This is a genomic window from Streptomyces sp. NPDC048248, assembly GCF_043201875.1.
Taxonomy (GTDB): domain Bacteria; phylum Actinomycetota; class Actinomycetes; order Streptomycetales; family Streptomycetaceae; genus Streptomyces.
Window position 1 is genome coordinate 410032 of record NZ_JBICZL010000005.1, and the last position, 16823, is coordinate 426854.

Annotated in this window: 20 protein-coding genes, 1 tRNA gene and 1 pseudogene; 18 read left to right on the forward strand and 4 right to left on the reverse strand. The window is 65.7% G+C overall.

Annotated elements, in window-relative coordinates; all coding sequences use genetic code 11:
* Positions 1 to 488: 488 nt before the first annotated feature.
* Positions 489 to 1244, reverse strand: coding sequence for a GntR family transcriptional regulator (locus tag ACGFZW_RS13185; protein WP_393893165.1), 756 nt, complete (start codon positions 1242 to 1244; stop codon positions 489 to 491).
* Positions 1245 to 1323: 79 nt separating this feature from the next.
* On the opposite strand from ACGFZW_RS13185, the gene ACGFZW_RS13190 reads away from it, so the two are divergent.
* From ACGFZW_RS13190 to ACGFZW_RS13205, 4 genes are all read left to right on the forward strand, one after another.
* A complete protein-coding gene (locus tag ACGFZW_RS13190) occupies positions 1324 to 1602 on the forward strand; it encodes a hypothetical protein (protein WP_393893166.1) in 279 nt (92 codons plus the stop codon).
* 368 nt (positions 1603 to 1970) lie between these two features.
* On the forward strand, positions 1971 to 2195 hold the full coding sequence (locus ACGFZW_RS13195) for a hypothetical protein (protein ID WP_393893167.1): 225 nt from the start codon (positions 1971 to 1973) through the stop codon (positions 2193 to 2195).
* Positions 2195 to 2692: a UTRA domain-containing protein gene (locus ACGFZW_RS13200; protein ID WP_393893284.1), complete on the forward strand. Its 498-nt coding sequence runs from the start codon at positions 2195 to 2197 to the stop codon at positions 2690 to 2692. The genes ACGFZW_RS13195 and ACGFZW_RS13200 overlap by 1 nt, the downstream gene beginning before the upstream one ends.
* Positions 2689 to 3039, forward strand: a complete 351-nt coding sequence (locus ACGFZW_RS13205) for a hypothetical protein (RefSeq protein WP_393893168.1) — start codon at positions 2689 to 2691, stop codon at positions 3037 to 3039. The genes ACGFZW_RS13200 and ACGFZW_RS13205 overlap by 4 nt, the downstream gene beginning before the upstream one ends.
* Positions 3040 to 3250: 211 nt before the next feature.
* Here ACGFZW_RS13205 and ACGFZW_RS13210 read toward each other — a convergent pair.
* A pseudogene (locus tag ACGFZW_RS13210) lies at positions 3251 to 3774 on the reverse strand (chloramphenicol phosphotransferase CPT family protein).
* A gap of 905 nt (positions 3775 to 4679) precedes the next feature.
* Between ACGFZW_RS13210 and ACGFZW_RS13215 the strand changes: the two are divergent.
* The 3 genes from ACGFZW_RS13215 to ACGFZW_RS13225 are packed head-to-tail and all read left to right on the forward strand — an operon-like array spanning position 4680 to position 7744.
* On the forward strand, positions 4680 to 5963 hold the full coding sequence (locus ACGFZW_RS13215) for a DNA methyltransferase (protein ID WP_393893169.1): 1284 nt from the start codon (positions 4680 to 4682) through the stop codon (positions 5961 to 5963).
* Positions 5964 to 5994: 31 nt separating this feature from the next.
* Positions 5995 to 7050 carry a DUF262 domain-containing protein gene (locus ACGFZW_RS13220; protein ID WP_393893170.1) on the forward strand — a complete coding sequence of 352 codons (1056 nt, stop codon included), beginning with the start codon at positions 5995 to 5997 and terminating at the stop codon, positions 7048 to 7050.
* Positions 7037 to 7744: a HEPN domain-containing protein gene (locus ACGFZW_RS13225; RefSeq protein ID WP_393893171.1), complete on the forward strand. Its 708-nt coding sequence runs from the start codon at positions 7037 to 7039 to the stop codon at positions 7742 to 7744. Before ACGFZW_RS13220 ends, ACGFZW_RS13225 begins: the two co-directional genes overlap by 14 nt.
* 347 nt (positions 7745 to 8091) lie before the next feature.
* Here ACGFZW_RS13225 and ACGFZW_RS13230 read toward each other — a convergent pair whose 3' ends face one another.
* The gene (locus tag ACGFZW_RS13230) at positions 8092 to 8559 is read right to left on the reverse strand and encodes an NUDIX hydrolase (RefSeq protein WP_393893172.1); all 468 of its coding nucleotides are present in this window, start codon (positions 8557 to 8559) and stop codon (positions 8092 to 8094) included.
* A gap of 18 nt (positions 8560 to 8577) precedes the next feature.
* Between ACGFZW_RS13230 and ACGFZW_RS13235 the strand changes: the two genes are divergently transcribed.
* From ACGFZW_RS13235 to ACGFZW_RS13280, 10 genes are all read left to right on the forward strand, one after another.
* Positions 8578 to 9357 (forward strand): GntR family transcriptional regulator, encoded by a 780-nt coding sequence (locus ACGFZW_RS13235; RefSeq protein ID WP_393893173.1) that lies wholly within the window; start codon positions 8578 to 8580, stop codon positions 9355 to 9357.
* Between the two features lie 139 nt (positions 9358 to 9496).
* Positions 9497 to 9853 carry a hypothetical protein gene (locus ACGFZW_RS13240; protein ID WP_393893174.1) on the forward strand — a complete coding sequence of 119 codons (357 nt, stop codon included), beginning with the start codon at positions 9497 to 9499 and terminating at the stop codon, positions 9851 to 9853.
* 2 nt (positions 9854 to 9855) lie between these two features.
* Positions 9856 to 11211 carry an FtsK/SpoIIIE domain-containing protein gene (locus ACGFZW_RS13245; protein ID WP_393893175.1) on the forward strand — a complete coding sequence of 452 codons (1356 nt, stop codon included), beginning with the start codon at positions 9856 to 9858 and terminating at the stop codon, positions 11209 to 11211.
* Between the two features lie 90 nt (positions 11212 to 11301).
* Positions 11302 to 11982 (forward strand): DUF2637 domain-containing protein, encoded by a 681-nt coding sequence (locus ACGFZW_RS13250; protein ID WP_393893176.1) that lies wholly within the window; start codon positions 11302 to 11304, stop codon positions 11980 to 11982.
* An 18-nt stretch (positions 11983 to 12000) separates the two neighbouring features.
* Positions 12001 to 12192: a mobile element transfer protein gene (locus tag ACGFZW_RS13255; RefSeq protein WP_393893177.1), complete on the forward strand. Its 192-nt coding sequence runs from the start codon at positions 12001 to 12003 to the stop codon at positions 12190 to 12192.
* 17 nt (positions 12193 to 12209) lie between these two features.
* On the forward strand, positions 12210 to 12365 hold the full coding sequence (locus ACGFZW_RS13260; protein WP_328688590.1) for a hypothetical protein: 156 nt from the start codon (positions 12210 to 12212) through the stop codon (positions 12363 to 12365).
* Positions 12366 to 12388: 23 nt separating this feature from the next.
* The gene (locus ACGFZW_RS13265; protein ID WP_393893178.1) at positions 12389 to 12697 is read left to right on the forward strand and encodes a SpdD-like protein; all 309 of its coding nucleotides are present in this window, start codon (positions 12389 to 12391) and stop codon (positions 12695 to 12697) included.
* 89 nt (positions 12698 to 12786) lie between these two features.
* Entirely contained in the window at positions 12787 to 14190 is a 1404-nt protein-coding gene (gene repSA, locus ACGFZW_RS13270) for a replication initiator protein RepSA (protein ID WP_393893179.1), read from the forward strand.
* Positions 14187 to 14396, forward strand: coding sequence for an excisionase family DNA-binding protein (locus ACGFZW_RS13275; RefSeq protein ID WP_328688585.1), 210 nt, complete (start codon positions 14187 to 14189; stop codon positions 14394 to 14396). The genes repSA and ACGFZW_RS13275 overlap by 4 nt, the downstream gene beginning before the upstream one ends.
* On the forward strand, positions 14396 to 15556 hold the full coding sequence (locus tag ACGFZW_RS13280; protein ID WP_393893180.1) for a tyrosine-type recombinase/integrase: 1161 nt from the start codon (positions 14396 to 14398) through the stop codon (positions 15554 to 15556). The genes ACGFZW_RS13275 and ACGFZW_RS13280 overlap by 1 nt, the downstream gene beginning before the upstream one ends.
* Positions 15557 to 15607: 51 nt before the next feature.
* Here the strand turns inward: ACGFZW_RS13280 and ACGFZW_RS13285 are convergent.
* A tRNA-Gly gene (locus ACGFZW_RS13285) sits at positions 15608 to 15681 on the reverse strand.
* A gap of 547 nt (positions 15682 to 16228) precedes the next feature.
* Between ACGFZW_RS13285 and dcd the strand changes: the two genes are divergently transcribed.
* The gene (dcd, locus tag ACGFZW_RS13290) at positions 16229 to 16804 is read left to right on the forward strand and encodes a dCTP deaminase (RefSeq protein ID WP_393893181.1); all 576 of its coding nucleotides are present in this window, start codon (positions 16229 to 16231) and stop codon (positions 16802 to 16804) included.
* Positions 16805 to 16823: the final 19 nt, after the last annotated feature.

Genomic DNA, 16823 nt, shown 5'->3' on the forward strand with positions numbered 1-16823 from the left:
AACCAGTCCGTGGGTGTGGGGCCCCTCAACCACCTCGACCGAGGCGGGAGACGGAGCTTAACAGCGAGGTATGAGCGCGCGGACGCACTGCGCCGAAACAGCGGTTCGAATCCTGAGCGCCAACAGGAAGCAGCGAACGGGCCGGGCGACCTTGCCACGAGCCGCCCGCGAGAAGGCGCATCAGAAGCCCTCTGGTGCGGATCCGGGTGCGAAACCCCTGAACCGGCGCGGACAACAAGAAAGGCCCGGGTCCATGACCTGGGCCTCAACTATGGAGCGGGTGACGGGAATCGAACCCGCGCTCTGAGCTTGGGAATCACGGGCGGTTTGGCGCACTTATGGGCGCTGACCAGGTGAAACGGCTCGACGGGGCACTGCCGAGAAACCCTCGGATCGAACCGCCATTGACCGCGGTTCTCCGCTGCGACTGGTGCACTTCTGGTGCGCTAGTCGTGCGGCCAAATCGCCACTGCGAGCGCCCGGTCCCGCTAACGCCCGATGGGGATCTCGTAGACGATCTCGCATAGCGCGGCGGGTACGACGATGTCCGCGGTCTCGACCGGCCGCCCCTCGTCGCTGTAGTACGTCCGCCGGATGTGCGTGACGAGGCCGGCCTTCTGGATGCCGAGGAGTGATGCCTCCTCGGCATTCGCTTGCCGCGGCTCCGGCTGCTCGACTGCGTGGCTGACCGTGATGCCGATCTCGGCCATGCGGTTCACGACGCCTGCCCCGGCGTGCGGCCCGCCTTCCGGGAGGACGATGAGCGTGCCGGCGGTGAGGTCGTACGGCTCCCAGCTCGTCGACAGCTGCACCGGCTTCCCGTCGGCGAGGAACTCGTACACGGTGCGGACGCACAAGTCGCCCTCGTCGATACCGAGCCGCGACGCGATCTCAGCCGGTGCCGGCACCTTCGCCTCGGTCCGGCTCTCCCAATCGCCCAGCTTCCCCACGGCCTTCATGTCCGCGCGGAACGGGCTGCCGCTGGGCTGCTCGCGTGCCGAGGAACGAACCACGCGCACGCGCTGGCGAGGAGCAGCGACGTACGTGCCGGACCCTGCGCGACCCTCCAGCACTCCCTGAGAGATCAGCAGCTCCTGAGCGCGACGAACGACGTTCTCACCGACGCCGCATTCCTGGGCGATCTGGGCGCGCGACGGGAGCCGGTCTCCCGGCGTCCACTCATGCTCCGCGACCCGTCGCCGGAGCTCGTCAGCGATGCGGATATACGGCGGCTGCTCAGGCATATGGAAAATCTAGTCCACTAGCTCTAATCTAGTTAACTAGCTTTACTCCAGGTGATCGCTCGACGACGGAGGCTGCCTTGTGCCCGCTTCGGAACCCAGAGCCGAAGGCATCGCAGCCCGGCTGTCCGCCGTCGGACTCACCCCACGGGTGGAACAGCACGCCCAACTCACGTCAATCGAAGCGGAGGTACCGGACTCGCTCTCCGCCGAGTCATGGCGGGAGGTCCTGGAAGTAGTGGCGGAGGCCGACCGATTCGGGCTCCTCGCCAACAGCTTGAACGGCCGCACCTTATGGGCCGCCGTACGCACAGCGGCCCCCGCGACGGGCGACGTCCGGGGGCCTGGCAATCAGCGATAGGAGCTGATCAGCGTGTTCAACCCTATCTGCCACACCGTCTCGCAGACCGAGGAGCGGTGCGCCCCGAGGAGCCGGCGCCACCATTCCCCGATGCCCCTCCGACCGGCGGGCGCGCCCTGCGGCCCCTCGGCGCACAACTGGTCCGCGACGGCGGAGGCCCTTTGATGCCGCCTCGTCAACAGCCTCGTGTGCCTGCCCCACCTGAAGGCCGCTATCTACCAGTCGACCGCCTGCCGGATCGGTAGCCACGGCGAGTGCGCGCACTCCTCGCCCGCGGCTGCACCGATCGGCATCCCTGTGGTCTACGAGGCGTGCAGTTGCTCCTGCCACGCGGTGGTTGAGGCCCCTGTCCGAACGGACGGCCTCCAGTGACGGGCCGGGCGCAGAGCGGTGCAGCGATCGCCCCTGTCGAGATCACATCTGCCAGCGTGCAGCGCGGCGACGTCATCCAGATCGGTGGTCACCCGTGCCGCGTCACCGACCTTCTCCAGCTTCCCGGCGGGGCAAAGCGCCTGTGGTTCGAGTCGGGTGAGCTGCTCACCATGCACTCCCGGACTCGGCTCGTAGCCCTACGAACGCTGAGAAGGTGGTGATGCGCCCCATGCCCTCTCGACGCCATGTCATCGCCGATGACATCCGAGACAAGATCTCGTCGGGCCGGATCCAGGCGCACGGTCAACTGATCAGCCTGCTGGGCGTATCGGCAAGCAGTCCAATCACCGAATTCCTCTGCCTCAGCCACCAGGGCAAGTCGCCGCACAGCCTCGCTCGTATCTATGTACCTCACGAGCTCGCGCCGGCCGACGTTCCTGCCGAATCGCGCTGCTACGAGGGCGTTGAGGCGAAGCTGGCAGAGCTCCGCCCGCCGCTGGCCGAGGTCCGAGAACGAGTCACCGCTCGCCCTCCGACTCCAGAGAAGGCGACGGCCCTTCGCATCAGCTCAGCCTTGGCAGTGCTCGCAATCACGCGCGTGGCAGCCGATCGCACGGGCCGCGTGGTCGAGGCCGCGCTCCTGGTGCTCCCAGGCGACCGAACCGACGCACTCTTCATCACCAACCACGTGACCCATGAGGGGACGAGCGGAAAATGACGATCCAGAACAATGAGCTGCGGCTCCTCCCGTGGTCGGGGTCGGACGGTCAGCCTTGCTATCTGAGCACCGAGAACAGCGGCAGCTACCTGTCCCGTCTGGCTGACACCACCGAAGCGCTGCAACTGGAAGCCGCAGCCGAGCTCGGGAAGCACGCGAGCGAGGTGCTCAGTGACTGGCGGAACCGGCCGAACGAGCTACGACTGCTGGTGATGGACCTGGCCGGCGCATTGCGCGACGTGCGCCGGGTAGCGATCAGCCGCGGTCACCGTCTACCGCCAACAGATCCTCCCGCGGGCGAGGGGGGCGACAAGGTGCCTCAACTGCCAGCGACGGCCGTCGACTAACAGCGACCTAAGTAGCGGCAGGGGAGCCGCAGTTTCTGGGGCTCCTCTTCTGCGACCCAGAGACAGCAGCCACTGTTCTTCGATTGGGCGCCTGAGCCTAGTACTCCAGCCGTAGATGTAGATCTTCGCGCGCAGGCTCTTGCGCATGCGGATCAGGTTCGGGGCTCCGGTACCTGGCCACGAGGAGACCGAAACGGCCGAGCAGGCGTGCTCACACCGCCAACGGTTCCTGGCCGTCCGTCAGGTAGCGTCGCCGGTGGCGGGTGAAGGCGGTGGGGCTGGTGCGGTGCGGGAGGTACTTCTTGATCCGCTGGGCGCATTCGTGTGGGCTTGCCGTGCTGTGGCATCGCATTCCAGGTCGTAGTCGCCGTGGCCGTGGACTAGGTCGTACTGGTGCGCCGCAAGGCCCGATGGGCGGTCACCCCGGGCCAGCTCGCGGCGGGCCAGTTCGTTCAGCGGACAGCGGACGCCGACGAACAGCACGCCCTCGGGCCGCAGTACCGTCAGGCAGTCGAGCAGCCGCCAAGGCTCGCTCAGCACATGGTCGACCACGATGTCGTTGCCCGCCTTGGTCATGGCCGCGATCGAGCGGTGAAAGCCCATCCTGGTCCGCCGCAGCGCAGCCTCGAGCTCCTCCGCCCCGAGCTCCCGCTTGCTGCGCATCGCGTTGAAGCCGTCGACCGCCATGTGGAAGAAGACGCCGTCGTCCAGGATGCCCAGAAGCTCGCGGGCGATGCTCGACTTCCCCGAGTGCCGTCGTTGGCTCGTACGACGGGTTGCCCAGGGGCGAGTGTGCCGCTCTCTGGCCTCGTTGATGTCAGCCGTGGATATCAGAAGATGCGCGAGGTCCTACCGGTCGTCGAGCAACGGCAGCATGGTGCTTAGGAGCCACGCGGCGCTGTTCGCTTGCTCGCCATCACCGTGGGCTGCTTCCACCATTGCCATCAGCGCAGCACCCCTGCCAGTGCCGAGGCGGTATACGAGAACCATCCGATCTTGGCGCTTCGGTATCTCAAATGGTGCATGACCGAAACCAGCTGCCCGGAGGCCAGCAGAGATCTCGGCTACGACGTTCTTCTTCGCTCGGGCTGCCCACAGCGTTACGAAGCGTCTTGACGCTGATGGCCGCATAGCCTTAGCCATTGTCAATGGCCTTCTCAACCTCGCTGAGGTCCAACGTTCCCTCCCCCATAGCGGGCTGTGACCCTACTCGGCGGATCGCGGCCTCATCCATGTATGGGTGATCGGCAGGGAGCCAACGGAAGGTGCGGTCGGGTAACGGCTCCGGAGGGCCGTGCCCCTGGCGATGTCCCTCCTGGTCAGCCGTCCGCAGCCAGCCTGAGGCAATCCATCCGTCCACGAGTGGTCCGCTTATCCGGAGGACCTTCGGGTTGGTCAGTACGTCACTTTTCAACCAATATTGCATGCACTCTTGGACGACCTTGCACTCGAAGGTTCAGGGTCCGCCTGCGCCCGAAGGACCGCGGCGTCGGGGGTTCGCGGTGTCGGAGCTGCACCTCCCCCTCAGCCACGGTGACGAGGTGCTGCAACGTGTAATTGCGGTACTAAGTCCAGCTGTGGTATATGCGCCTGACTACGCTAGTATCTTGATCGCGTCAGCCGAACTCCATCGAGGGACAGTGAAGAAGATCGCGACCGCTACCAGCCAACGCGCCGCTCAGCCGGAGTTGCCCGGCGTGGCTGCCCTTGACCGTAGCCGAGGGCGATCAGCGCTGTCGCCAAAGAGGCCGACAGAAGATACGTCTGGTCTGGCTGACGTTTTTCCTTACTACGCCGGGTTCTCTTATGACTGGGCGCGCTCTCTCGTTGCCTCGCAGCAGTTGCCGGCCGGTGCGGTCGTTCTGGACCCGTGGAACGGTAGTGGAACCACTACCCTGGCTGCGCAGCATGAGGGCTATGAGGCGATCGGCGTTGACCGAAATCCTGTGGCAAATATCGTGGCGCGTCTGCGTCTTTCTTCATATGAACAGAGCCCTTGCCTGACTTCCCCTGCAACTGTCCCGAAAAGCGGGACATCGGCGAAGGATGACCCACTGGCAGCGTGGTTCGATCAGAAATCTATCTCTCGCATCAGAGAGTGGGCGAATCATCTTCCATCCTTGCCTTCTGGTGAAGCTTCATTGTCATACGTGGCGCTGTTTCGTACTGTACGAGCTTTGACGAGGAGTTTCGAAGGAAGCAACCCAACGTGGGTAAAGAGGGCAAAGTCGGAAGGTGAGCTTATCTCGATAGGCGCATCAGATTTTGACTCCGCTATTAGCTGTGAGCAGGAATTTCTCGCATCCCGAATTCGCGAGTCACCCGCAGTGGCGAAAGGCAAGTTTCAGCTCGCCACAGCTAATAGCAGCGCTCTCCCTTTGCCGGCAGAGTCGATCGACTTGGTATTGACGTCACCGCCCTACTTGACCCGAATCGATTATGCCGTCGCTTACACCCGTGAGCTAGCCTTGCTGGGCGTTGACATTTCGAAAGACCGCTCACTGCGATCGGCACTGATGGGAACTACCCTCATTAGGGGCGATGCGCCGATTGACTTTGAGATGGGCTCCATTGCCCAGTCCTTGATTTCCGAGATCTCGAGTCACGCAAGTAAAGCATCCAGTGGCTATTATCGGAAACAGGCGGTCCAGTACCTGCGCGACCTTTTGCAGGGTTTGGATGAAGTAACCCGAGTGGCTAAGCGTGGGGGGCTTCTGCATCTCGTCGTTCAGGATTCGTACTACAAAGACGTCCCGGTAAGACTGGCAGACATGTGTATCGAGGAAGCCGTACTGCGGGGCTGGACCTTCAGTGGCTCGGACCCCTACCCCGTGCGGCGAACTCTGACCTCATTGAATAAGGCTGCTCGGAAGTACAAGAAGTCAGAAGTGGCGGAAACCGTCGTCACGCTCTGCAAGGCATAGCATCACAAGTAACCCAAAGGGTGGGGTAAGAATGCCTGAGGAACTCGCAGATGCCTTTCTGGCACAGTTGGATGAGGAGCGTCGAAAAGTAGACGTCGCCTCTCATGATTTTTCTGTCCGTGAGCTAGTGCGCATGATGTCTGAAGAGGAGCTCAATGTGGCTCCCGCTTACCAGCGCATGTTTCGGTGGAACGCTCAGGCTTCATCGCTATTCATCGAGTCCGTCTTCCTTGGGCTGCCGGTTCCACCCATCTTCGTTGCCACAAATGTGGGATTCCAGTGGGAAGTTGTCGACGGGCTTCAGCGGCTGTCGTCTCTCGCTCACTTTCTATCGTCCGATGCTGACGAAGCAGCGCGGGTGAACAGGAAAACCCCACTGGTTTTGACTGGCTTGGAAAAGCTGACCCAGTTGAACGGTGTCACCTATTCTACGCTCCCGAAGAACCTTAAGGTGTTCTTTGGGCGACAGCCCTTGCAGATGGTAGCCCTCACTGATAAAAGTAATCTGGAAGTGCGCTTCGACGTTTTCGAACGCCTCAATCGTGGTGGCATTCGACTGACACCTCAGGAGGTGCGTGCCTGCGTTTATCGAGGTGAGTTTAACGTATTCATTGAAGAGCTCGCACAGAATTCTGACTTCGATGCACTCCTCAAACTCAAGCAAGGAAGTCAGGAAGATGGTACGCAGGCGGAGCAGGTCCTGAAATTCTTTGCCTACAAGAACCATCGTGACGTCTTCGATGGCAAGGTTGAGCGCTTCCTGAACACGGTGATGGGTGCTTCGCAGAAGAGCTTCGACTACGTTCAGGAGCGGGAGGTCTTCGAGAAATCTGCGGCTTTCTTGCATGAAGTTTGTGGGGGGCCTTATCTGCGCTCGGGCACCACCACGACACCGCTGGTGCAGTTTGAAGCGTGTCTTGTGGGGGTCGCCGACATCTTCAAATCTGGGCAACAGCCTGTTGTGCCTGAAGGAGACTGGATCGAGGACGCCGAGCTGCGCAATTCGAGTGGTGGTGGCAGTAATAGTCGCTCAATGTTGGAACGCAGGCTGACTCGGGCGAAGGAACTCTTCAGTGGTCAAGCATGATGGATTGAGGAAAGAAATCCTCGACCATCTAGGGCGCTTCCTGAAGCGCACTGGTGAGCTGAAGGTATTTCTGGCCTTTACTCAAACTTCCCAAACGGATAGCAAGGTTTGGTCCTCTGCTAGCAGAGACGCCCGAGCGCTCGCCATTGTTTGCACTATGGCCGAGCTTGAGTCACTCATCAAGACTAGCGTGCAGCGCACGCATGAGGAGCTGAATGCTGCTGGCATTCAGACGCTCCAGCTGATTCCCAGCATGCGTCAAGTCGTTGCCCATACGGCATTCGAGAGCTTGCGATCGCTCCAGGACCAGACAAAAATGTGGGAGCGTCGATCATTTACGACGACGCTGGAATCGTGCAGTGAGGTTGCGAAGTTTCCCATTGAGAAAAGTCACCCTCAACCGCCATTGGACGGGAAGACGCTAAAGCCTGAGCACTTCTATCGCCTATGGAAGATATATCAGCTCCCTGGAGACCCTTTCCCTAATCCTGGTTGGCCGGGTTCTCTTCAGAAGATGGCCATGGCTAGAAACGACCTAGCTCACGGCAATCTTCCGTATCACGAGATTTTCCAGCAGGCGGGGAGGTCCATCAGAGAGATTGAATATTATGTGGCTAGTGTGAGCGATTTCTCGTCGCACTTCGTCGACTCCTGGAACCGGTATTTGGCCAGCGAGGACTATCTCGTCAAGTGACCTCACCGAAGGTCGGCGGAGCGGCTTTGGGCTGGAGCTGATTTGGGGCGAGTGATCATGGCCTCGTAAGCTGATGGCGCGTCGGGCAGTCTGTGGACCTGCCCGGTAAAGCACGACGTTGGGGCCATGATCTTAGAGGCTCGCCCCAAAGTGGCTGCCTAAAGCCGTGGAGCCGACCGCCCCAGCCGCGACGTACCCCTTCTCTGACCTCCGGCAGCTGATTGCTCAGTGCGCGGCACGGGCGCCGGCCGGGCTGGAGCGGGGCGGAGACAGGAGCGCAGGCCCGGCCGGGAGCCGGGCCGCGCGCGGGGAGCGGAGCGAGCCGCCTTGATGAAGTAGAGAAAGTTCTATCGCGTCGGCGTCAGCCGCTTGCCGTCATGGCTTCGCACGTGAGGTCCTGCGCCATCGAGGGCGTCCAGGAGCCGGATCGCGAATACTTCGGGCATGCACTCCGCTACCTCGTCGGGCGTGAGCCAGGTGACCGCCGTGGACTCGCTTGAGGTGCGTTCCTCGCCGCCGACCGGCTTGCAGCGGAAGACCAGGGCCACGATGCCTCGTGTCGTGTTCTTGTAGACGCCGGTGAGCTCGTCCACCTCGACGTGGATGCCCGTCTCTTCCCAGACCTCGCGCTGTACGCCGGCCTCCGGGGTCTCTTCGAGTTCGAGCACCCCGCCCGGGAGTTCCCAAGCGCCGTTGTCGGCCCGCCGAATCGTCAGAAGCTTGCCGTCCTCGCGGACCACCACTCCGGCCACGGACACGGAATGCAGTGGCGTTGACTGGGCTTCCGAGGCGCTGTTACTCATGTACATGAGCATAGGAGGATGGGGAGAGCTATGGGAACCGCGGTAGGAGGGGGCAGGGCCGTACCTCGATACGTGCAGATCGCCGACGACATCGTGCAGCAGATCAGGGCTGGGGTCCTCAAGCCCGGCGAGATGGTGCCGAGTGAATCCGAGCTGGTCGAGCGCTACGGCGTTTCGGGCGGCACGATCCGTAAGGCGATGGTGGAGGTTCGTGCGAGCGGCCTGGTGGAGACCCGCCACGGCAAGGGCTCGATCGTGAAGGACCGACCGCCGGTACGGCACCGTTCCTCCGACCGCTTCCGACGCTCGCACCGGCAGGGTGGCAAGGCTGCGTATCTGGCGGAGTCCGCGCAGTCGGGTGCCACGGCCAAGGTCAGCGTGCTGTACATCGGCCCCATGGAGGTCCCGGAGGACGTGGCCGATCGCCTCGGGGTCGAGCTCGGCACTCAGGTCCTCGTCCGCCGCCGGCTGTACTTCCGTAACGGCACTCCGGTCGAGACGGCCAGCTCGTACCTGCCGTGGGACGTCGTGAAGGACATCCCCGAGCTGTTCGCCGAGAACCCCGGCGGTGGCGGCATCTACGCCCGACTCGAAGACCACGGGCATGAGTTCGCCGAGTTCGTCGAGACCTTGCAGGCCCGGTCGGCGACCAAGGCCGAAGCGTCCGAGCTGGCGCTCAGCCCGGGTGCTGCCGTCGTGCATCTCGTCCGTGAGGCGCTGACGACGGAGGGCCGCGTGGTGGAGGTCTGCGACACCCTCATGGCTGCTGACCAGTTCGTTTTCAGCTACCGCATCCCCGCCACGGACTGACGCCCGCTCAACTCTCCTCAACCCGCCCCGACTTCTTTGTCGCGGCGGGTTGACTCATGTACAGGAGTCAGACACTCTTCTTCATGTCACTCATGTACATGAGTGACGGAGTCCAGCATCTATATAGGAGTGATCCGTAGTGCGTCAGATTCCCGTCGACACCTCCGCCGCGACCGTGATGGTCGCGAAGCAGCCGCAGACCAAGATCAAGGACCGCCGTACCGGTGAGGTCGCCCTGGACGTCGAGACCGGGGCGAAGCTGATGACCGTGGACGTGATGTTCGCCGCCAACGATGCGGTGGAGATCCTGTCCGTCACCGTTCCCGAGAGCGGGATCTCGGATGAGCTGGGCATGGGCACGCCGGTGGCTCTGACCGGCCTGATCGCCCGGCCGTGGGAGAACGAGTTCAACGGGCAGAAGCGGCACGGCATCGCGTTCCGCGCCGTGGCGGTCACCTCCCTCGCTGCAGGTGGTTCGCAGGCTGAGGCGGCCTGATCATGGCCCGCCTCTCGGTCGTACTGCTGCTGGTCGTCGCCACCGCTCTCGTACTGCGGTGGCGGCGCCCCGCCTGGTACTGGATGACCTTCGGGGTCACCTTCGCCGCGCTGCGGGTCTCTGTCCGGTACGCCTCGGGCATGGACGCCTGCGGCCTGACGGTCCCGCCCTCGCGCTGGCGGCTCGCACTCTCCCGGATGTCCAACCGTCCGACCCCCGGGCCGCGCGCCCCGCGCATCCTGCGCCTCCGGCCGACCCGCACCGGGCTGGTCCTACGGCTCAAACTCCGCCCCGGCCAGGACGCGTTCGATGTCTCCGCTACTACCGACCGGCTGCGGCACTCCTTCGGGATGTACGGCGTCACCGCCCGGGAGATCCGCTCCGGCGTCGTCGAACTGCGGATGACGGGCTACGACGTGCTCAAGCGCGTGCAGATGCCCGCCAAGATCGACCGCGCTCCGATGCGCATACCCGTCGCACTGCGCGAGGACGGAGCGGTCCACTACCGCGATTACCGGGCTGTCCCGCACGGGCTCACGCTCGGGGCCACCGAGTCGGGCAAGTCCGTCTACCAGCGCAACCTTGTCGCCGGCCTCGCCGCTCAAGACGTCGCGCTCGTCGGCATCGACTGCAAGCAAGGCGTCGAGCTGTTCCCGCTCGCTCGCCGCTTCTCCGCCCTCGCCGACAACCAGGACACCGCCCTCGATCTGCTCGAAGCCCTGGTCTCACACATGGAGTCCGTCTACCAACTCATCCGAGAACAACAGCGCATCAGCGTGAACATCCCCGACGCGGAGATCGCCGCCGACATCTGGGATCTGGCCGAGGACATGCGTCCCACGCCCGTCGTGGTCCTGGTGGACGAGGTGGCCGAACTCGCGCTCTTCGCCTCGAAGGAGGAGGAGAAGCGACGGGACCGGATCATCACCGCACTCGTCCGCCTCGCCCAGCTCGGCCGCGCCGCCGGCATCTACCTGGAAATCTGCGGCCAACGCTTCGGCTCCGAACTCGGCAACGGCATCACCATGCTCCGGGCCCAGCTCACCGGCCGAACCGCGCACCGCGTCAACGACGAGACCAGCGCCAACATGGCCTTCGGCGACATCTCCCCGGACGCCGTACTGGCCGCCATCCAGATTCCCACCGACACCCCCGGTATCGCCGTCGCCGGTGACTCGACCGGCGGCTGGTCTCGCATCCGCGCCCCGCACACCTCGCTGCGCGAAGCGGTCAACCTCTGCAGCAAGTACGCCGACCGCACGCCGGACCTGCCCGCGCTCGCGGCCTTCCGGCCCGCCGTCTCCCCGTCGGCCTCCGGCGCCGTACGGCTCACCAAGGCGTCCACCGCGACTGCCTGACCCTCCCGCTCCAAGGTCGGCGCCACCTCGACGCGCCAGGTCCCTACCCCCGCCATGCCGGATCCCGGAAATCCCGGAAGGAGAACAGTCATGCGACGCATCCGCCCGGACGCCGTCCTAGTACAAGCCGTCATCGCCGGAGCGCTCTCCTTCGCCCACCTCCACGACCTGGCCGCCGCTGCCGGACAAGACGGCTGGAAGGCGTGGGCCTACCCCATCAGCGTGGACCTGCTGCTGGTCGCGGCCTGGCGGCGACTCCGCAACGACGGCCCGTCCCGCCTCGCCTGGTGCTGGTTCGTGATCGCCCTGATGGCCTCACTCGGCGCCAACGTCGCGACCGCCGGATTCCTCGACCTCCAACACCCGCCCGCCTGGCTCCGCTTCGGCATCGCCGGATGGCCCGCACTCGCCTTCCTAGGCGAGACTCTGCTGGCCCATACGCAGGGTGCGGCCGAAGCCACCGAACCGGCTCCGCCGGCCGAAGTGACCTCGGCTCCCACTCCCGAACCGGCTCCGGTCGCAACCGCTGAGCCTCTGACCAGTCCGCCCGAGCTGGACGCCGCCGAACTCCCCGCGGCTGAACCGCCCACCGAACCGCCCCGGTCGGCACCCGCCCCAGCGCCCGTCCCGGCCGCGCTCATCGCCCAGGCCCGCAAGGTCGCCGACGAGCACCGTGCCCGGACCGGAGACCCGATCGACGCCGACACCCTGCGGGCCCGCCTCGGCGTCCCGCCCCAGCTCGCCGACTCCATCGCCGCCCAATTCACCTGACCAGCAAGGAGAAACGCCATGCCCGCCCGCGACCACTTCCACTCCGTCATGCGACTCGGCCCCGTCCAGATCGGCACCTACCGCGACCACTACGGCCGCACCAAGCACGCCGCCGTCTGCACCGCCGACCGCTGCGGCTGGTCCGCCGACTTCTCCAGCCGCTCGGCCGCCCAACTCGCCGCACGCACCCACCGCTGCACCGCCCGCTGAACGACTGAGGAGAACCCATGGACGTCCCGCTCTGGCTCGCTCTGATCGCCGTCGGATACCTCGGCATCAAGCTCATCCGCCCGCCCTGGTGGCTCGTGGCCGTACTCCTGCTGGGCGGCTACCTCCTCGCCGACAGCCTCCTGGCCCCCGCCATCGACACCGCCGTCAAGTAACGCCCACGGAAGGGAGATCCACCATGTTCCGCCCCAAGATCCCGACCAACCCGACGCCCACCGGACTCGTCATCCCGTCCGTCGCCGAACCGACCACCATCGTGCGGCACACCCCTCCACCCGCCCCGGTCGCTCAGCCCTCGACCCGCTCGGCCGCCCAACTCACGCCCGGTACGGCCCTCGCCCTCGTCGGCGGCGGCACAGCCGTCGTCCTGGTCGTCGGCACCGTCCTGGTCTCGATGCTCCTCGCGGTCGCCATCACCGGCGTATCCGTCGCCGTCTGCGCCGTCGTCCTCCGCTCGCTGCTCACCTCCCAGCGCACGCACCACTGACCGGCCCCCGGGCGGCCTCAACCGCCAAGTCTCCGCCGCCCGGGAGCCGTGCTCCTGTCCGAACCACAGATCCGGAAGGAAGCCCCATCATGACCGACCAGACCCGCACACGCGGGAGGTCGCCACTGCCTGACACGCTCCTCGACCCAACCACCCTCGGCGACCTGCTGAGGGTGGCCTCGGCCCCCGACTACGACCGCTGGGCAGACCAGATCCACCGCACCGGCGGCTGCTCCAACCCGATCCACCTCACCGGCTGGACCCTCACCAAGGACCGCACGTCGGGCGAGACCCTGCACCGCTACTCGACCGCGTCCGAGCCCGGCGGCCGGCTCCGTCTCGCCTGCGGCAACCGCCGCGCCTCGCGCTGCCCCGCCTGCGCTTGGACGTACGCCGGGGACACCTACCGCCTCATCCGCGCCGGCCTGGCCGGAGACGACCACCGCGACATCCCCGCCACCGTCCGAGACCATCCCCGCGTCTTCGCCACCCTCACCGCGCCATCCTTCGGCCCCGTCCACAACCGGCCCGACCAAGGCATCTGCCGCTGCGGCACACAGCACCCCACGGAGGATCCGGCGCTCGGCACCGCCCTCGACCCCGAGACGTACGACTACGCCGCCGCCGTCCTGTTCAACAACCACGCCGGCGATCTCTGGCAGCGCTTCACCACCCGCCTCCGCCGCGAACTGGCCGCCCGCGCCGGCCTCACCCAACGCGACCTCAAGGAATCGGCCCGCCTCTCCTTCGGCAAGGTCGCCGAGTTCCAGAAACGCGGCGCCCTCCACTTTCATGCGGTGATTCGCATCGACGGACGGGACGGCCCCGGAACACCCCCGCCCTACTGGGCCAGCGCCGACCTCCTGACCGATGCGATCCACGCCGCAGCCACGCACTCCTACACCTCAGTTACGGCACCGGCCGCCGGAGACCAGCCCACCCGGACCTTCCGCTGGGGCACGCAGCTGGACGTGCGGCCGGTCAAGGCGTTCGGCGACGGCTCCGACATCACCGAACAGGCGGTGGCCTCCTACGTGGCGAAGTACGCGACCAAGGCCGCCGAGACCACAGGCAGCCTGGACCGCCGCATCGGCGAACTCACCGAGCTGGACCGCCACCAGATCCCCGAACACACCCGCCGCCTGATCACCGCATGCAAGACCCTGGACCCGCTCTACCCGGACCGCCGCCTCTGGGCCTGGGCCCACATGCTCGGCTTCCGCGGCCACTTCTCCTCCAAGTCCCGCCGCTACTCGACCACCCTCGGCGAGCTCCGTGCGGCACGTGCCGACTTCCGCGCCGCCCAGGAACGCGAAGCCCTCGGCCTCGAACCCACGCAGCCGGACACCGTCCTCGTCCTGACCGACTGGCAGTACGCCGGCCATGGCCACACCCCCGGTGAAGCCGCCCTGGCCGCCACCATCGCCCACGACATTCAGACCAACCGCGAAACCGCCCGGGAAGTCCTTGCCAAGGAAGGAGAGCGATCGTGACCGACTCCCTGCTCACGGTCGACCAGGCCGCCGAACGCCTCGGCACCACCGCACGCTTCCCGCGCCGCCTCATCGCCGAGCGCCGAATCGCCTTCGTCAAGGTCGGCAGCCACGTACGCATCAAGGAGAGCGCCCTGACGGCGTACATCGAGGGGCACACCGTTCAGCCCATCCGCCGCCGCTCACGTCTCGGGAGGGCCGCCTGATGGGGAACGCGAAAGGCACCCGACGGCGCTTCGGCTCGGTGCGTCAGTACCGGTCCGGCCGCTGGACCGCGAGCTACCAGGGGCCGGATGGCCAAGAGTTCCGCGCACCTGAGACCTTCGAGACAAAGAAGGACGCCGAGGTCTGGCTCTCACAGATCGAGGCCGATCTCACGCGCGGGAACTGGCAGGACCCGGATGCCGGAGCGGTGAACTTCAAGGAGTACGCACTCCAGTGGGTGGATGAGCGTGGTCTCGCCGCCACCACGGACGAGCTCTACCGCCGACTTCTGCGACTGCACATCCTGCCCACCTTCGAGGGCCTGGACCTGGACGAGATCACCGCGCCCCGCGTCCGCACCTGGCGAACCGAACGGCTGTCGACCACCGGAGCCGCCACGACCGTGGCCAAGTCCTACCGACTGCTCAAGGCCATCATGGAAACCGCGGTCGACGACGAGCTGATCCGGCGCAACCCCTGCCGCATCAGGGGCGCCGGCAAGGAGTCGTCCGCCGAACGTCAGATCGCCACCGTCGCTCAGGTCGACGCGCTCGCCAACGCCCTCGGGCCTCGCTGGCGGCTGATGGTCTTCCTCGGCGCGTACGGCCCCATGCGACCGGAGGAACAGGCTGAGCTGCGCCGCAAGGACGTGGACCTGGACGCGATGACCGTCCGTGTCCGCATGGCCGCCCCCGAGCTGACGACCGGTCGTCGTGCCCCTGGGGACACCAAGTCGGACGCGGGCAAGCGGCTTGTGGTCCTGCCGGCCTTCCTCAGGACCGACCTCCGACGTCACCTCGACTGGTACGCGGAGAAGGGGCCGGCCGGACTGCTGTTCGTGGGGGAGAAGGGCAAGCCGTTCCGGCGGTCCACCTTCGGGCGGAAGTGGCGCAAGGCCCGGGCGCTCGTCGGCATGCCGGAGGGCTTTCGCTTCTACGACCTTCGTCACACCGGTCACACCCTGGCGACCCGATCTGGCGCCACCCTCAAAGACACGATGGTCCGTGCCGGTCAGTCCTCGGAGAAGGCGGCACTCATCTACCAGCATTCGGATCTTGAGCGGCAACAGGAAGTGGCGAGCGGGCTGGACGACCTCGTGCGGGCCGCCCGCAGCAAGCCAGCCCAGGGGCCTTCTGGTGCGGATCTGGTGCGCGACGCCTAGCGCGGTCTAGACAACAAACAAGGCCCAGGTCTCCGACCTGGGCCTCAACTATGGAGCGGGTGACGGGAATCGAACCCGCGCTCTGAGCTTGGGAAGCTCATGTTCTACCATTAAACTACACCCGCGCGAGCCGCCTCCGATGGAGGGCGGAGCATCGTCGCACACTCTACCCCATGGCCGTCCTGCGGTGCATTTGGCGTGCCCGGAGGGTGTTGAGGTGGGTGTGGAGGCCGGCGGCGGCCGGTGTGGTTGCCGGGGCTCGCGGGGTGGGATGCGGGTGTGGGGTAAGGGAGTTGGGGCGTACGGTGGGGCCTCGGAGTGCCGCGTGGAGTGGCGCCCAGTTCATCCCCTAATGTGGCTTTTGTTGTCCACGCAGTTGGGAGAAGGACTTGATGGAGCGCACCGTCGTACGTTGTGCCGAAGGGCATGTGTTCAGCACCGCTTCGTTCCCGATGCAGACCACCGACCGGCTCGGTCCCGGACGGCTGTTGCGCTGCCCGCGCTGTGCGCGCCTGCGGCATTCGGTGCCCGTGGAGCATGCCAAGCGGTAGTGAGCGGGGCGGTAGCAGGCGGTAGCGGCAGAAGGCTGTGAGTGAGGGCCCGGATCCCCCTGGTGGGGCCGGGCCCTCGCCGTGCGGTGGGGGCCCGGCCCGGACGCGTATCCTCATCTGCGTGCTTCTCTCAGACAAGGACATCCGGGCCGAGATCGATGCAGGTCGGGTGCGCATCGACCCCTACGACGAGTCGATGGTGCAGCCGTCCAGCATTGACGTGCGGCTCGACCGCTATTTCCGGGTGTTCGAGAACCACCGCTACCCGCACATCGATCCCGCGGTGGAGCAGCTGGATCTGACCCGCGAGGTGGTTCCGGAGGGTGACGAGGCGTTCATCCTCCACCCCGGTGAGTTCGTGCTCGCCTCGACGTACGAGGTCATCACGCTGCCGGACGATCTGGCCTCCCGGCTCGAGGGCAAGAGCTCGCTGGGGCGCCTGGGACTGCTGACGCACTCCACCGCCGGGTTCATCGACCCGGGATTCAGCGGGCACGTGACGCTGGAGCTGAGCAATGTCGCGACGCTGCCGATAAAGCTGTGGCCGGGGATGAAGATCGGCCAGCTGTGCATGTTCCGGCTGACCTCGCCGGCCGAGCACTCCTACGGCTCCGCGCACTACGGCTCCCGCTACCAGGGGCAGCGCGGCCCGACGCCGTCCCGGTCCTTCATGAACTTTCACCGTACGCAGGTCTGACGGATGCGGCGGACCAGGC

Coding starts and splice junctions, on each gene's coding strand:
- ACGFZW_RS13235 (WP_393893173.1), top strand. CDS start 8,578: ATGGGAACCGCGGTAGGAGGGGGCAGGGCCGTACCTCGATACGTGCAG.
- ACGFZW_RS13205 (WP_393893168.1), top strand. CDS start 2,689: ATGACGATCCAGAACAATGAGCTGCGGCTCCTCCCGTGGTCGGGGTCG.
- ACGFZW_RS13255 (WP_393893177.1), top strand. CDS start 12,001: ATGCCCGCCCGCGACCACTTCCACTCCGTCATGCGACTCGGCCCCGTC.
- ACGFZW_RS13250 (WP_393893176.1), top strand. CDS start 11,302: ATGCGACGCATCCGCCCGGACGCCGTCCTAGTACAAGCCGTCATCGCC.
- ACGFZW_RS13260 (WP_328688590.1), top strand. CDS start 12,210: ATGGACGTCCCGCTCTGGCTCGCTCTGATCGCCGTCGGATACCTCGGC.
- ACGFZW_RS13280 (WP_393893180.1), top strand. CDS start 14,396: ATGGGGAACGCGAAAGGCACCCGACGGCGCTTCGGCTCGGTGCGTCAG.
- ACGFZW_RS13230 (WP_393893172.1), bottom strand. CDS start 8,559: ATGCTCATGTACATGAGTAACAGCGCCTCGGAAGCCCAGTCAACGCCA.
- ACGFZW_RS13185 (WP_393893165.1), bottom strand. CDS start 1,244: ATGCCTGAGCAGCCGCCGTATATCCGCATCGCTGACGAGCTCCGGCGA.
- ACGFZW_RS13245 (WP_393893175.1), top strand. CDS start 9,856: ATGGCCCGCCTCTCGGTCGTACTGCTGCTGGTCGTCGCCACCGCTCTC.
- ACGFZW_RS13200 (WP_393893284.1), top strand. CDS start 2,195: ATGCGCCCCATGCCCTCTCGACGCCATGTCATCGCCGATGACATCCGA.
- ACGFZW_RS13265 (WP_393893178.1), top strand. CDS start 12,389: ATGTTCCGCCCCAAGATCCCGACCAACCCGACGCCCACCGGACTCGTC.
- ACGFZW_RS13220 (WP_393893170.1), top strand. CDS start 5,995: ATGCCTGAGGAACTCGCAGATGCCTTTCTGGCACAGTTGGATGAGGAG.
- repSA (WP_393893179.1), top strand. CDS start 12,787: ATGACCGACCAGACCCGCACACGCGGGAGGTCGCCACTGCCTGACACG.